This is a genomic window from Streptomyces sp. NPDC060035 (assembly GCF_042736635.1).
Taxonomy (GTDB): Bacteria; Actinomycetota; Actinomycetes; order Streptomycetales; family Streptomycetaceae; genus Streptomyces.
This window is the reverse complement of the sequence record NZ_JBHWVO010000015.1, coordinates 142,656-155,639: the sequence shown is the minus strand read 5'-3', so window position 1 is coordinate 155,639 and position 12,984 is coordinate 142,656. Positions and strand designations below refer to the sequence as shown.

Genomic DNA, 12,984 nt, shown 5'->3' with positions numbered 1-12,984 from the left:
CCGGTGCCGGCAACCAGGGCGGCGAGGCGCCGCAAGGCGGGGGCAGCTGCGGGGTTCCGGGCTCTCAGCGCCTGGTGCGTTCACCAAGGTTGAGGAGGGTGTAGAGGAGGAGGGAGGAGGCGAGGCCGACGGCCCAGCCGTAGTCGGCGAGCGGCTCGAGGAACGGCACCAGGCCGTCCGCCGGGTACGGGCCCTTGCCCGGGGCAGAGTGGGAACCGCCGACCGCGAGGAGACCGCCGACGGCGAAGGCCGAGACGGCGCGCCAGTTCCAGCCGCCCGTGTACCAGTAGCGGCCTCCGGGCCGGTACAGGTCCGCCAGGTCGAGCACGGTACGGCGGATGATCCAGTAGTCGGCGATCAGGATGCCGGCCACCGTACCGAGCAGGCCGCCCACCAGGCCCAGCCAGGTGAAGATGTACAGCTCGGGTGTCTCGGTGAGCTTCCACGGCATGATCAGGACACCGACGACCCCGGTGATCAGCGCGCCCGTACGGAAGTTGATGAACTTCGGGGCGAGGTTGGCCAGGTCGTACGCCGGTGAGACGACGTTGGCCGCGATGTTCACGGAAACGGTCGCGACCAGCACGGTGATCAGGCCGAAGAGGAGCCCGAAGACGTTGTCGGTCTTCGCGACGAGCTGCACCGGGTCCCAGATCGCCTTCCCGTACACGGCCTGCGAGCCGGAGGTCACGAAGACGGAAAGCAGGGCGAAGAACGTCATCGTGGTCGGCAGTCCGAGCGACTGGCCCCACATCTGGGCACGTTGGCCGGCACCGAAGCGCGTGAAGTCGGGGATGTTCAGGGAGAGCGTGGACCAGAAGGCGATCATGCCCATCAGGGAGGGGAAGAAGACCGGCCAGAAGTCCGCGCCCCAGCCGAGGGCGGACGGCTGGTCCAGCAGAGGGCCGAAACCGCCCGCCTTGACCGCGACCCAGACCAGCAGGACGACCGCGCCGACGATCACGAAGGGCGCCGCCCAGTTCTCGAAGCGGCGCAGGGTGTCCATGCCCCGGTAGATGATGGCGAGTTCGAGTGCCCAGAAGAGGACGAAGCAGAGCCAGAGCGTCCAGGGCTGACCGCCGACCTCGGCGGCGCGCGCCCAGCCGCCGAAGAGCTTGCCGAGCATCGTGAAGATCCCGACGCCGCCGATCCAGGTCTGGATGCCGAACCAGGCGCAGGCGACCGCCGCCCTGATCAGCGCCGGCAGATTGGCGCCGCGCAGTCCGAAGGAGGCCCGGGCCAGGACGGGGAAGGGGATGCCGTACTTGGGCCCGGCATGCCCGGTCAGCAGCATCGGGGCCAGCACGATCACGTTGGCCAGCGCGATCGTGAAGACGGCCTGCTTCCAGTCCATGCCGAGCGCGACGAGCCCGGAGGCCAGCAGCCAGGACGGGATGTTGTGGGCCATCCCGATCCACAGGGCCGCGAAGTTGTACGTCGTCCAGCGGCGCTGCTCCAGGGGTACGGGCAGCAGGTCATCGTTGACGAAGCGGGGGTCGTCGGGGAAGGCCCCGGGAGCGAGTTCGATCCGGCCCGACGGGTCGGCTATCGGCTCCACGGGGGCGGACGGTGGGACGGGTGGGACGGTAGCGGTCATGGTGGCGTGACCCTTCGCTCGGGAGAGGTGCCGTGCGGGGCTCGGGTGTGCGGTGCCTGGACAGCCACTGCGGAGGTGGAGGAGGTCAGGCGGAGAGCGCGGGAATGACCGTCGAGCCGTAGGCGTCGATGGTCGCCTCTCGCGCGTCGTGCATGTTGTAGACGGCGAACTGGTCGACGCCCAGGTCCCGCAGGGCCTGCAGCTTCTCGATGTGCGCCTCGGCCGGACCCAGCAGGCAGAACCGGTCGACGATCTCGTCGGGGACGAACTGCGTGTCCGGGTTTCCGGCGCGGCCGTGATGGCTGTAGTCGTATCCCGACCGTCCCGCGATGTACGCCGTGAGGGCCTCGGGCACGAGGTCCGAGTGCTCCCCGTACCGGGAGACGAGGTCGGCGACGTGGTTGCCGACCATTCCGCCGAACCAGCGGCACTGCTCGCGGGCGTGGTCCAGATCCTCGCCCACATAGGCGGGCGCGGCGACGCAGATGGTGACGGAGTCCGGGTCACGGCCGGCCTCCGCCGCCGCGTCGCGCACTGCCTTGATCATCCACTCGGTGAGGTAGGGGTCGGCCAGCTGGAGGATGAATCCGTCGGCCTTCTGCCCGGCGAGTGCGAGCGCCTTGGGTCCGTACGCCCCCATCCAGACGGGAAGTCTGCCGTCCTTCACCCAGGGGATCTGGACCGACTGCCCGTCGACGGTGGCCTCGCGTCCCTCGGCGAGGTCGCGGATCACGTCGATGGCCTCCCCGAGCCGGGCCAGGGTGTTGGGCTTGCGGCCGGCCACCCGCATCGCCGAGTCGCCGCGCCCGATGCCGCAGACGGTGCGGTTGCCGTACATCTCGTTGAGGGTGGCGAAGGTGGAGGCGGTGACCTCCCAGGTCCGGGTGCCGGGGTTGGTGACCATCGGGCCGACGATCAGCCGTTCGGTGTGTTCCAGGATCCGGCTGTAGATGACGAAGGGCTCCTGCCAGAGCACCGCCGAGTCGAAGGTCCAGCCGTAGCGGAATCCGTTCCGCTCCGCGCGGCGCATCAGCCCGACCACGGCCGAGGCGGGCGGGTCGGTCTGGAGGACGAGTCCGAAGTCCATGGCAGGTGCTCCTAGTCCAGGTACTGACAGGTGGCGCGCGGGGTGTACATACCGTGACCGGCCCGGCCGGTGAACTTCCGTTCGTCGACGACGACTTCACCACGCGAGAGGACGGTCTCCACCTGGCCGGTGAGGCGCCTGCCCTCGTACGCCGAGTAGTCGACGTTCATGTGGTGCGTCTCGGCCGAGATGGTCTGCTGGGCATGCGGGTCGTAGATGACGACGTCGGCGTCCGCGCCCGGCGCGATGGTGCCCTTCTTCGGGTAGAGGCCGAACATCCGTGCCGGGGAGGCGCAGGCGATCTCGATCCAGCGGCGCCGGGAGATGTGGCCGTCCACGACGGCCTGGTGCAGGAGGTCCATGCGGTTCTCCACGCCGGGCATGCCGTTGGGAATCTTCGAGAAGTCGCCCCGGCCCATTTCCTTCTGGCCCGAGAAGCAGAACGGGCAGTGGTCGGTGGAGACGACCTGCAGTTCGTTGTTCCGCAGACCGCGCCAGAGCGCCTCCTGGTGCTCCTTCGGGCGCAGGGGGGTGGAGCAGACGTATTTCGCGCCTTCGAAGTCGGGCTCGGCGAGATTGTCCGTGGAGAGGAAGAGGTACTGCGGACAGGTCTCGCCGAAGACCGGGAGCCCCCTGTGGCGGGCTGCGGCGAGCTCCGCGACGGCTTCGTCCGCGGAGACATGGACTACGTACAGCGGCGATCCGGCGACCCTGGCGAGCTGAATGGCGCGGTGGGTGGCCTCGGCCTCCAGGGCCACCTTGCGTACGTCGCCGTGGTAGCGCGGGTCGGTACGGCCCTCGGCGAGGGCCTGCTCGACGAGGACGTCGATGGCGATGCCGTTCTCCGCGTGCATCATGATCAGACCACCGTTGCCGGAGGCCCGCTGCATGGCGCGCAGGATCTGCCCGTCGTCGCTGTAGAAGACTCCGGGGTAGGCCATGAAGAGTTTGAACGAGGTGATGCCCTCCGCGACCAGGAGGTCCATCTCCTTGAGCGAGGACGCGTTGACGTCGGACATGATCATGTGGAACGCGTAGTCGATGGCACAGTTGCCGTCGGCCTTCGCGTACCAGCTGTCGAGTCCTTCGCGCAGGGAACGGCCCATGCTCTGGATGGCGAAGTCGACGATCGTGGTGGTGCCGCCCCAGGCGGCGGCCCGGGTGCCGGTCTCGAAGGTGTCGGCGGCGAAGGTCCCGCCGAACGGCATCTCCATGTGCGTGTGGGCGTCGACGCCGCCCGGGATGACGTATTTACCGGTGGCCTCGATTCTCCGGTCGGCGCTCCAGCTCTCGGCCGCGTCGGTGCCGTGGGCAGCGAGAGCAGCGATTCGTCCGCCCTCGATGAGTACGTCGGCGTGGATTTCGTCGGACGCGGTGATGACGAGGCCGCCGTGAATGACGGTGCGGCTCATATACCCCTCCTCGCGGTGGCGGAATGGGTCTACGCAGGTAGACGTGATGCGTGGTCAAAAACGTAGAAGTGGGTTACCCACTGTGGCAATACCGCTGCTGCTCACCCATGAAGACGTTTCTGTTTCCGGCCCGGCACACCCCACCGGCCCAACGAACGGCCGGGCGACGCGCTGCCCGCCGGGCGGCAGAGCGCTCCGGCGGGCCGGCGGGCAGGGGTCAGGTCGCCGCTTGCAGGGCCTCGGCCAGGATCGCCGCACCTTCCTCGGCCTCGGCCACGGTGAGCGACAGGGGCGGTGCGAGGCGCAGGACGCTGGTGCTGTGACCGCCGCCCTTCCCGATGAGCAGTCCGCCCGCGCGGGCCGCTTCGAGCACGGCCGCCGCGCCCTCCGGATTGGCCTCGTCGGTGCCGGGTTTCACCAGCTCGACACCGATCATGAGGCCCCTGCCCCGCACCTCGCGCACGGCTGTGGAACCCGCGCCGACGGCCCGGATCCGCTCGATGAGCAGCCCACCGACCCTGCGCGCATTGCCCTGGAGGTCGTGTTCCAGGAGGTACGAGAGGTTGGCCAGCCCCGCCGCCATGGTGACCGGGGAGCCGCCGAACGTCGAAATGGAGTTGGCGTCCAGGCAGTTCATGACCTCGGCACGGGCGACGACTCCGCCGATGGACATGCCGTTGCCGATGCCCTTGGCGAAGGTCAGGATGTCCGGCGGCCCGCTCGAAGCATGCGCCTGCCAGCCCCAGAAGTGATCACCGGTCCGTCCCCAGCCGGTCTGCACCTCGTCGGAGATCCACAGGATGCCGTGCCGGTCGAGGACCTCACGGAAGGCCGCGTACAGCCCGTCGGGCGGCGCGGTGAATCCGCCCACGCCCTGGACGGGCTCGGCAATCAGTGCCGCGGCCTCCCTGGTGTGCCCGAGCAGATCCTCCAGATCGGCCACGCACGCCTTGATGAACTGCGCGTCGCTCAGCTCCGCGTACGGTCCGCGGGTGCGCACGCCGCCGTGGACGTACAGCGTCTGGAGCGGCGACAGGCTGGTGGGCGACCAGGCCTGGTTGCCGGTGATGGACACCGCCGAGAACGACCTGCCGTGGTAGCTGTTGCGCATGGCCAGGATCTGGTTCGACCTGCGGTACGCGGTGGCCAGCAGCAGGGCGGTGTCATTGGCCTCGGTGCCCGAGGTGGTGAAGAAGACCCGGGCATCGGGGATGCCGGAGAGCGTGGCGATCCGCTCGGCGAGCTCCACCATCGGCCGGTTGAGGTAGAGCGTGGAGGAGTGGATGATCCGGCCCGCCTGCTCGGTGACGGCCTTGGTCACCTCGGGCAGGGCGTGCGCGGTCATGGTGGTGAGGATGCCGCCGAAGAAGTCGAGGTAGCGGTTCCCGTCCGCGTCCCAGACATGGCGCCCCTCGCCGTGGGTGAGCTCCAGGGGCTGCCGGTAGTAGAGGGCCAGCCAGTCGGGGCTGACGGCCAGGTGCCGCTCGTGCAGTCCGGTCACGGCTCCACCAGCCCGTCGTACGCGTCCGGCCGGCGGTCCCGGTAGAACGCCCATTGCTGCCGTACCTCGTCGATCAGGCCGAAGTCGAGGTCACGGACGAGGAGTTCCTCCACCTTGTCGCTTGCGACCTCGCCGACGAACTGGCCGCGCGGGTCGACGAAGTAGCTCGTGCCGTAGAAGTCGTTGTCGCCGTACTCCTCCTGGCCGACGCGGTTGATCGCAGCGATGAAGTACTCGTTGGCGACGGCGGAGGCGGGCTGTTCCAGCTGCCACAGGTAGCTGGAGAGACCGCGCGAGGTGGCCGACGGGTTGTACACCAACTGGGCACCGTTGAGTCCGAGTTGGCGCCAGCCCTCGGGGAAGTGCCGGTCGTAGCAGATATACACGCCGACCCTGCCGACCGCGGTGTCGAAGACCGGCCAGCCGGCGTTCCCGGGCTTGAAGTAGTACTTCTCCCAGAAGCCCTTGACCTGTGGGATGTGATGCTTGCGGTACTTGCCGAGGTACGAGCCGTCGGCGTCGATCACCGCCGCGGTGTTGTAGTAGAAGCCGGACTGCTCGAGCTCGAAGACCGGCACGACGATCACCATGCCCGTCTCCCGGGCCAGATCCTGCATCCGCCGGACGGTCGGCCCGTCCGGGACGGCTTCGGCCCAGCGGTAGTGCTCGGGCTCCTGTACCTGGCAGAAGTACGGGGCGTTGAACACCTCCTGGAAGCCGATGATCTTCGCGCCCTGCCGGGCTGCCTCGCGAGCATGTTCCTCATGCTTGGCGATCATGGATTCGGTGTCGCCGGTCCAGGTCGCCTGGACAAGTGCGGCGCGTACGACGTGGGACATGAGCTGCTCCTTCGACGCGGCGTCAGAGAGCCTCTACGCGTTTTCTACGCCCGTAGACACGATGCATAGGAGGAGAACGTAAGCCCCGTCACACAGCGGGGCAAGACCATCGCCGTGAACCGACGGAGTCGATCATGTTTCACACCCGAGCGGTCCACACCCGTCCCGGCGGTGGCCCGTCCAGTGCGCGCAGCGTCCCGTACGCGGCCTGGACGAACGGCGCGAGCGGCGTGGGTGCCGAGTTCGTCCACGCGACGAGTCCGGTACCGGAGCCGGGTAGGAAGCCCGCGAACGCGGTGAAACCCCGGGTCCCCCCGGAGTGGTGGAGCAGCGCTCCGTCCGGGCGCGGCCGCAGGTTCCAGATGAGGCACAGCCGCGATCCGGTCCGCGGCACACTCAGCCGGGGGCGCTGGACCTCGGCGAACGCGGTGCGCAGCGCGGGGCTCGGAGCGGCGTCCGGGGCGATCAGTGCGGCAAGGACGCGGAGCAGGTCCCGGGCGCTGGACCGTACCGCGCCGGCGGCGGCCAGTCCGGGCATCAACAGGGCCGGACGTGCTCTGCCGTGCCAATGTCCGGTGGCCTGGGGGCGGTTGGGATCGCAGTCCGTGTCCGCCAGGCCGAGGGGGTCGATGACGCGTTCGGCCAGCAGTGCGGCGTAGTCGCCTCCGGCACCGCCCGCCGCACGGGCGAGCACATGGCCCAGCAGGCCACCGCCGAAGTTGGAGTAGTGCACCCGGGATCCGGGCCGGTGCCGTAGCCGGGTGCGGGCGAGCGACACCAGCAGGTCCGTCTCGGAGAAACCGGCGTACGGGTTGCTGAGCCATCCGCTGCGGACCGCGCGGGCGAGGAGCCCGGGAGGCAGCCGGGGCAGCCCGGAGGTGTGGGTGGCCAGGTGCAGGAGGGTGATGGGTGGCCCGGGAAGCCTGAACGGCAGGTAGCGGTCGGCTCGGTCGCCGTAGCGGACCTCACCCCTGGCGGCCAGTTCCGCGAGCAGCAGGGCCGTGAAGGTCTTGGTGAGCGAGCCCGTCTCGAACCGGGTGTCCTCACCGACCGGTCCGCGGCAGAGCACCGCACGTTCGTCCCCGCGGAGGGCCGCCACCGCTGTCCCCGGCCCCTTGGCCGCCGCCAGCAGGGGCTGGAGGCGGCCGGCCAGCCGCGGTTCGGTCACCGCGGCCCCGCCGCCCGGGCGAGGGCGACGGATCCGGCGACGGCCGTGACGACGACGGTGTGCTGGTGATCCGTGAAGCGCTGCTGCGGGTCGGCATCCACCGGGTCGCTGTCACGGGGCACAAGGCCGTCCTCGTGCTGGAGTTCGGCGATGGCCTCCCAGTCCTCCGGCGCGCAGTAGGGGTCGGGGAGCGAGGCGCCGACGATGAGCAGTTCAGCGACGAGGTCCCACTGACCGACCTCGCGCCAGATGTCGATCCACACCGGCAGCCACGTGCGCACGTACGCGGCGAGTTCGGAAGGCAGCCCCGACGGGTCCGCCCCCCAGTCGGTGAGGTGGAAGACGGTGTGGGTCATCGCGTAGGCCGTGATCCAGTTGATGGCCCATGGCTCCGGTCTCGCACCGAGCCAGGTGGCTCCGGCCAGGTCGGCCATGTCCTCGCCGTGCCCCAGGCCCACGACACGTGCGGCGTTGGCGGCGGCGAGCCGACGGTTGGGAAGCAGTTCGACGTGGCCGACCGATCGCATACGAGCCCGGTGGGCGAGGAGACGGTCGAGTCCCTCGTGGCGGTATCCGCAGCGGACGAACGGGGCGTACATCTCCAGCGGGTCCGTCATCAGGGTGTGGCGGAGCTGGCGTTCGTAGATCATGTCGCCGCGCCGGAACTGCTCCCAGGTGAAGTCCATCAGGCTCTGGGCGGCGACCAGGCGGCCGGGGCCCACGACACCGTCGCGCAGAACGAGGGAGGCCGCGAGCGTGGTCTCCCCCAGAGGTTTGTAGACGCTGTCGGGATCTGCCATCGTCTCGGTGGTGTCGGGCGGCAGGCCACCGAGGGCACGGTTCGCATGCAGCCACGACAGGGCCCGGTCGGCCATGCTCCGTGCTGCCCGGGTCACGGGCTCGGGAATCGTCATGTGTGTGCCGCCTTCGGGACCGTACGGGGGCGCCGTTCGAGGAAATGACGCACGATCGCCAGATCGAGGGCTGTGCGCGGCCCCGCCCCGCCCACGAGCCATACGTGTTCGGCCGCCAGGGCCGGATCAAGGGGCAGCTCCGTGCCTTCGTGGTGCAGCCAGGCGAGCCAGCGGATGAGGCGCACGGCCGTGGTGAAGTCACGGCGCAGGATCGAGCGGCTCACTCCCTGACTCAACGGCAGGGCCCCACCACGGGCCGCCTCGTGCACCGGCCCTTCGAGGCCGAGCGTGGCGAGCGGGGCGAGCTGGGCCATGCGTACGGACCAGGTGCGCCAGTCCGCGGTGTCCGACAGCTCCCCGTGACCCTGCGGCACTCCCGCGGCTGTCCCGGGCGGGCCGTCCCCGCCGAACCTGGTGAGGAGTTGCACGGTCGCCCAGTCGCGCCAGGCGACGATCGTCTCGTTCGGGGCGCTCGGGGACGGGGATGCGCCGCCCTGCGCCGGGAAGGCCTCGAAGGCCTTGGTCACGACAGCCGCGTCCTGCGCCTGGAACGGATTGCCGGCCAGGAGGTACGGGCTGAACGCATCGGCCCCGATCAGCCGGACGGCGGCGAGCGCCGCGAGAGTGTCGGGGGCGTCATCGACGAACCGGGCGAGCTGCACAGTGTCCCCGGCGCCGCTGAGGGCGCCGAGGACACTGCCTGCCAGGGCATCAGCCGCCGCGGCGAATACTGACTGGGAACTCACTTGCCCCGGGGCTCCTTCGGCTCCTTGGGAGAAAGGAGCAGGAGCGCGAGCAGGACGCCCGCTGCTTCGGGGGTGTAGAGCGGGGCGTCACTGACGGCGGCCTCGGGCTCCACCATCAGTGCGCCGAGCGCCGTGGTCTCGGTCGTCGTTGCGGTGAGAGTGATTTCCTGGGCAAGCATGGTGCCTCCTCATCACTTGGGACATGAACCACTTGTGTGGCTATGTCTCGATCGAGCCTAAAGGGCGGAATGGGATTTTTCTCTGCAAGGCCGGACACACGGGGAATTTGCGCTGGAGCGCACTCCAGCTCGTAGCCTCCGGTAACCGTCCGACCGAAGGGATTCCCTTGCGTTACACACTGTTCGGCAGGACCGGGCTACGGGTCAGCGAGCTGGCCCTGGGCGCCATGACTCTGGGCAGCCACGAATCGGAGCCCGACGCCGTCAGGAGGACCTGCGGGCGCATCATCGACGCCTATCTGGAGGCCGGCGGCAATGTCATCGACACGGCCGACATCTACGGCGGCGGAGCGTCGGAGTCGGTCCTCGGCGAGCTGATCGGCCGCCGCCGCGAGAGCCTCGTCCTGGCGAGCAAGTACACCTGCGCGACCGCCGCCGGCGATGTGAACGCGGCCGGCAATCACCGCAAGAACCTCGTCCACTCGGTGGAGGCGAGCCTGGACCGCCTGCGGACCGACCGCCTGGACGTGCTCTGGGTGCACGCCCGGGACCACTTCACCCCCGTCGACGAGGTGATGCGCGCGCTCGACGATCTCGTACGCACCGGAAAGGTGCTGTACATCGGCGTCTCCGACTGGCCCGCGTGGGAGATCGCCCAGGCCAACACCCTCGCCGAGCTGCGCGGCTGGACCGTGTTCGCCGGCTCGCAGCTGCGCTACAGCCTGCTGGAGCGGACGCCCGAGCGTGAACTGCTCCCGCAGGCCTACGGCTTCGACCAGGCCGTCTTCGCGTGGAGCCCGCTCGCCCGCGGACTGCTCACGGGCAAGCACCTCGGCAGCGGGACGGACGGGGCCACCGGCGACGGGCTCGACGACGTCCGGCGCCGTGAGCACGAGACCGTCACCGCGGTCGTGGAGATCGCCGAGCAGGGCGGCTGGACCCCGGCCCAGGTCGCTCTGTCCTGGCTGCGCGGACGACCCGGCAACATCGTCCCGATCATCGGCGCCTCCACGGAGGCGCAGCTGGCGGACAACCTGGCCTGCCTGGAGGTGGATCTCGACGCCGAAGCGGTCGCCCGGCTCGACACGGTGAGCGCGGTGCCCCTCGGCTTCCCGCACGACTTCCTGCGCGAGCGGGGCGTCACGGAGACGGTGTACGGGGACCGCTGGGCCGACATCGTCGACCGCCGCTCCACGGGCCGCCGCACGACGAACGGGGCGCCGTACTAGGGACTTTCGTTCGCACCGGACCGGGGCGCGCGGCCTACGGCGCCGCGATCCCCGCCACGCGCAGTGCGTGGACCAGGTCCCACTCCCGCGCCGCGGACACCTCGCGGGCGGCGGCGAGCAGTTGGGGGACGAGATGGCGCGGACCGCCCTCGGCGATCCGCGCCGCGTCCTGCGCCGTCCGCACGCGCACGAACGCGCCCAGCAGAGCCCGCGCCTCAGGTTCCAGGCCGGCCCGGTCGAGGGCGACCACGGCGTCGGCTATCTCCGCCGCGGGCCGCGCCACGCCCTGCCGGAGCAGCAGCCCGCAGTCGTCGGCACGTCCCGCCTCGGCCAGCGCACCTGCCGCCGCCGCGAGTTCGGCGGGCGGCAGGGAGGACACCTCCCACAGCAGGGTGGCCCAGTCGGCGGCCAGACCGGCCCGGTGCAGTGCGACGGCCAGTACCGGCAGATGCCCGGCCGGCCAGGCAGCCGCCTCGCAGAGCACGACGTGCGCCTCGCCGCTGCGGCCCTCCGCGCGCAGCCGTACGAGCAGTGCGACGGCGTCGTCGGCGGCTCGGCGGGCGGCGGGGCCGGGGTCGACGGCCTGTGGCGCGGTTGCCGTCACGCTCTCCGCGGGGGCGCCGCCGAAGCGGGCGCCGCGCGGTACGGCGGTGGCAGCCGCGGGCTCGGGCAGCACGGGAACGGCCGACGGGGCGGGGGCCGCCTCCGTGTCGTCCTCCATTTCCAGGCCCGCGAAACGGGCTCCACGCGGCTTCCTGCGCTTGGGGGCGGGCCGCACCTCCGGCTCGGGGCCGACGCCCGGGGCCGCCCCGGACGGACTGCGGGGTTCCGGAACCAGGTGCGCGCTCCCGGCGCCTTCCGCCCCCGGCGTGTGTCCGTCCTCCTCCGCCCGGAACCAGCTGTCCGGCACAGTGCTCTCCACGGCCGCCAGCCGGTTGCGGAGCTCCGCGCAGCGGGCCGTGGCGCGGGCATGGTCGTCGCGCGCCCAGGCCAGCGCCTCCGGCTCCGCACCCGGCACGTGGGCCTCGTCGTCCCCGGCCGCCCGCAGCCGCTGGGCAGCGTGGGTCTGCTCCCGGAGCATCAGCCCCAGCCGGCCGGCGAGGGCCTGCCGTCCGCCCGGTCGCCGGTCGTGCGCACCGGCGGAAGCGGTGTACAGCGCGGCAGCCCGTACGGATTCCTGCGCGGCGAATTCACTGCCTCGTGCCGCGGCGAGGTCCTGGAGGAGCGATTCGACCACATCCCAGGGCGGCACTTCCCTGCCGTCGAAGCAGGCGCGCATGCCCTCGGGATCGCGCGCGCAGAAAACTCCGTACCAGCCCTGCCCCGGATCGAGCAGGGCGGCAAGATCTCGCAGGTACTGTGCGAACTTCCTTACGTCCCACGCATGTTGATGCACTGTCACCGTCGCCTCACCTGCCGCCGACTGGAACATTCCAGTCCGCTGGCATTCGACCGCAGGCGTGTTACGGACGGGCTACGCGCGCTTTTCGGGCGTGGTGCGCCCGGAGTGCGGGACGGACCGCGCACGCCCCTCAGAAGGTGACGGCGATCCCGGCGTGGGGCCGCTTGCCGAGCCGTACGACCATCGCGGGCCAGTCCACGATCCAGAACTTCCAGGTGTACTTGCGGGCGAGCACCTTGCGCACCCCGGCCGTCCCGGCCTCGTCGAGCAGCCGCGCGGTCCCTTCGGCGCTCGGCGCACCCTCGGCGATCCTGCCGCGGACGTCGCAGACGGTGACAAGGACCCGGGAGTTGTTGCGCAGCCGCTTGACCTTCCAGGAATCGCTCCGCGTCCAGACGTACAGCACGTCGCCGTCCGCCGCTGCCCAGACGGGCGTGGCGACGGGCGTGCCGTCCTTCCGGTACGTGGTCAGGCTGACGTACTCACTGCGGGCGAAGTCCTGGAGAGTCACGGGCGCGACCCTACTCCGCCCTACGCCGTGAGCGGCAGCGCCCCCGGTCCGCGCAACGTTCCCGGCAATGCCCCGGGCAGCGACCCGGGCGGTGCGGACAACGGTGCGGACCGCGGTACGAGCACTGTCTCCGGCCCGGGGACACACCGGGCCAGCACGTCGTCCATCGACAGGCCGAGGACGCCCGCCACCGCCGCCACGGTGAAGAAGGCGGGGGTGGGGGCCCGGCCCGTCTCGATCTTGCGGAGTGTCTCGGCGGAGATTCCCGCGCTCGCGGCGACCGCAACCATGCTGCGTCCGCCGCGCGCCTCACGCAGCAACTCGCCGAGCCGCTCGCCGCGACGGCGCTCTTCCGGGGTCAGGGGTGTTCGTACCATGCCGTCATTCTAATACCGCCTC

The 12,984-nt window shown here is 70.6% G+C and carries 13 protein-coding genes; 1 reads left to right on the top strand and 12 read right to left on the bottom strand.

Translation table 11 applies throughout. The features are described from left to right. Positions 1-64 precede the first annotated feature (64 nt). From ACFWBQ_RS23755 to ACFWBQ_RS23715, 9 genes are all read right to left on the bottom strand, one after another. Positions 65-1,597 (bottom strand): NCS1 family nucleobase:cation symporter-1, encoded by a 1,533-nt coding sequence (locus ACFWBQ_RS23755; protein WP_385492481.1) that lies wholly within the window; start codon positions 1,595-1,597, stop codon positions 65-67. Positions 1,598-1,682: 85 nt separating this feature from the next. Beyond that, positions 1,683-2,684 carry a TIGR03842 family LLM class F420-dependent oxidoreductase gene (locus tag ACFWBQ_RS23750; protein ID WP_385492478.1) on the bottom strand — a complete coding sequence of 334 codons (1,002 nt, stop codon included), beginning with the start codon at positions 2,682-2,684 and terminating at the stop codon, positions 1,683-1,685. 11 nt (positions 2,685-2,695) lie between these two features. Beyond that, on the bottom strand, positions 2,696-4,096 hold the full coding sequence (hydA, locus tag ACFWBQ_RS23745) for a dihydropyrimidinase (protein WP_385492475.1): 1,401 nt from the start codon (positions 4,094-4,096) through the stop codon (positions 2,696-2,698). 217 nt (positions 4,097-4,313) lie between these two features. Next, the gene (locus ACFWBQ_RS23740) at positions 4,314-5,597 is read right to left on the bottom strand and encodes an aspartate aminotransferase family protein (protein WP_385492472.1); all 1,284 of its coding nucleotides are present in this window, start codon (positions 5,595-5,597) and stop codon (positions 4,314-4,316) included. Further along, the gene (locus ACFWBQ_RS23735; protein WP_385492469.1) at positions 5,594-6,436 is read right to left on the bottom strand and encodes a nitrilase-related carbon-nitrogen hydrolase; all 843 of its coding nucleotides are present in this window, start codon (positions 6,434-6,436) and stop codon (positions 5,594-5,596) included. Before ACFWBQ_RS23735 ends, ACFWBQ_RS23740 begins: the two co-directional genes overlap by 4 nt. Before the next feature lie 139 nt (positions 6,437-6,575). Then, on the bottom strand, positions 6,576-7,604 hold the full coding sequence (locus ACFWBQ_RS23730; RefSeq protein ID WP_385492466.1) for a serine hydrolase domain-containing protein: 1,029 nt from the start codon (positions 7,602-7,604) through the stop codon (positions 6,576-6,578). Continuing rightward, positions 7,601-8,518: a DUF6895 family protein gene (locus ACFWBQ_RS23725; RefSeq protein WP_385492463.1), complete on the bottom strand. Its 918-nt coding sequence runs from the start codon at positions 8,516-8,518 to the stop codon at positions 7,601-7,603. The genes ACFWBQ_RS23730 and ACFWBQ_RS23725 overlap by 4 nt, the downstream gene beginning before the upstream one ends. After that, on the bottom strand, positions 8,515-9,264 hold the full coding sequence (locus ACFWBQ_RS23720) for a hypothetical protein (protein WP_385492461.1): 750 nt from the start codon (positions 9,262-9,264) through the stop codon (positions 8,515-8,517). Before ACFWBQ_RS23720 ends, ACFWBQ_RS23725 begins: the two co-directional genes overlap by 4 nt. Further along, positions 9,261-9,443 (bottom strand): hypothetical protein, encoded by a 183-nt coding sequence (locus ACFWBQ_RS23715; protein ID WP_385492458.1) that lies wholly within the window; start codon positions 9,441-9,443, stop codon positions 9,261-9,263. Before ACFWBQ_RS23715 ends, ACFWBQ_RS23720 begins: the two co-directional genes overlap by 4 nt. 167 nt (positions 9,444-9,610) lie before the next feature. On the opposite strand from ACFWBQ_RS23715, the gene ACFWBQ_RS23710 reads away from it, so the two are divergent. After that, positions 9,611-10,672, top strand: a complete 1,062-nt coding sequence (locus ACFWBQ_RS23710; protein ID WP_385492456.1) for an aldo/keto reductase — start codon at positions 9,611-9,613, stop codon at positions 10,670-10,672. 34 nt (positions 10,673-10,706) lie between these two features. Here ACFWBQ_RS23710 and ACFWBQ_RS23705 read toward each other — a convergent pair whose 3' ends face one another. The 3 genes from ACFWBQ_RS23705 to ACFWBQ_RS23695 all read right to left on the bottom strand — a co-directional run bounded on the left by ACFWBQ_RS23705 (position 10,707) and on the right by ACFWBQ_RS23695 (position 12,962). After that, positions 10,707-12,074, bottom strand: coding sequence for a hypothetical protein (locus ACFWBQ_RS23705; protein WP_385492453.1), 1,368 nt, complete (start codon positions 12,072-12,074; stop codon positions 10,707-10,709). 130 nt (positions 12,075-12,204) lie between these two features. Continuing rightward, positions 12,205-12,585 carry a PPOX class F420-dependent oxidoreductase gene (locus ACFWBQ_RS23700; RefSeq protein WP_385492451.1) on the bottom strand — a complete coding sequence of 127 codons (381 nt, stop codon included), beginning with the start codon at positions 12,583-12,585 and terminating at the stop codon, positions 12,205-12,207. A gap of 20 nt (positions 12,586-12,605) precedes the next feature. Then, a complete protein-coding gene (locus ACFWBQ_RS23695; RefSeq protein WP_385492448.1) occupies positions 12,606-12,962 on the bottom strand; it encodes a helix-turn-helix domain-containing protein in 357 nt (118 codons plus the stop codon). Positions 12,963-12,984 lie beyond the last annotated feature (22 nt).

Excerpts from the sequence above, each read along its gene's own strand:
- ACFWBQ_RS23755 (WP_385492481.1), bottom strand. The coding sequence starts at position 1,597 with ATGACCGCTACCGTCCCACCCGTCCCACCGTCCGCCCCCGTGGAGCCG.
- ACFWBQ_RS23750 (WP_385492478.1), bottom strand. The coding sequence starts at position 2,684 with ATGGACTTCGGACTCGTCCTCCAGACCGACCCGCCCGCCTCGGCCGTG.
- hydA (WP_385492475.1), bottom strand. The coding sequence starts at position 4,096 with ATGAGCCGCACCGTCATTCACGGCGGCCTCGTCATCACCGCGTCCGAC.
- ACFWBQ_RS23735 (WP_385492469.1), bottom strand. The coding sequence starts at position 6,436 with ATGTCCCACGTCGTACGCGCCGCACTTGTCCAGGCGACCTGGACCGGC.
- ACFWBQ_RS23725 (WP_385492463.1), bottom strand. The coding sequence starts at position 8,518 with ATGACGATTCCCGAGCCCGTGACCCGGGCAGCACGGAGCATGGCCGAC.
- ACFWBQ_RS23715 (WP_385492458.1), bottom strand. The coding sequence starts at position 9,443 with ATGCTTGCCCAGGAAATCACTCTCACCGCAACGACGACCGAGACCACG.
- ACFWBQ_RS23695 (WP_385492448.1), bottom strand. The coding sequence starts at position 12,962 with ATGGTACGAACACCCCTGACCCCGGAAGAGCGCCGTCGCGGCGAGCGG.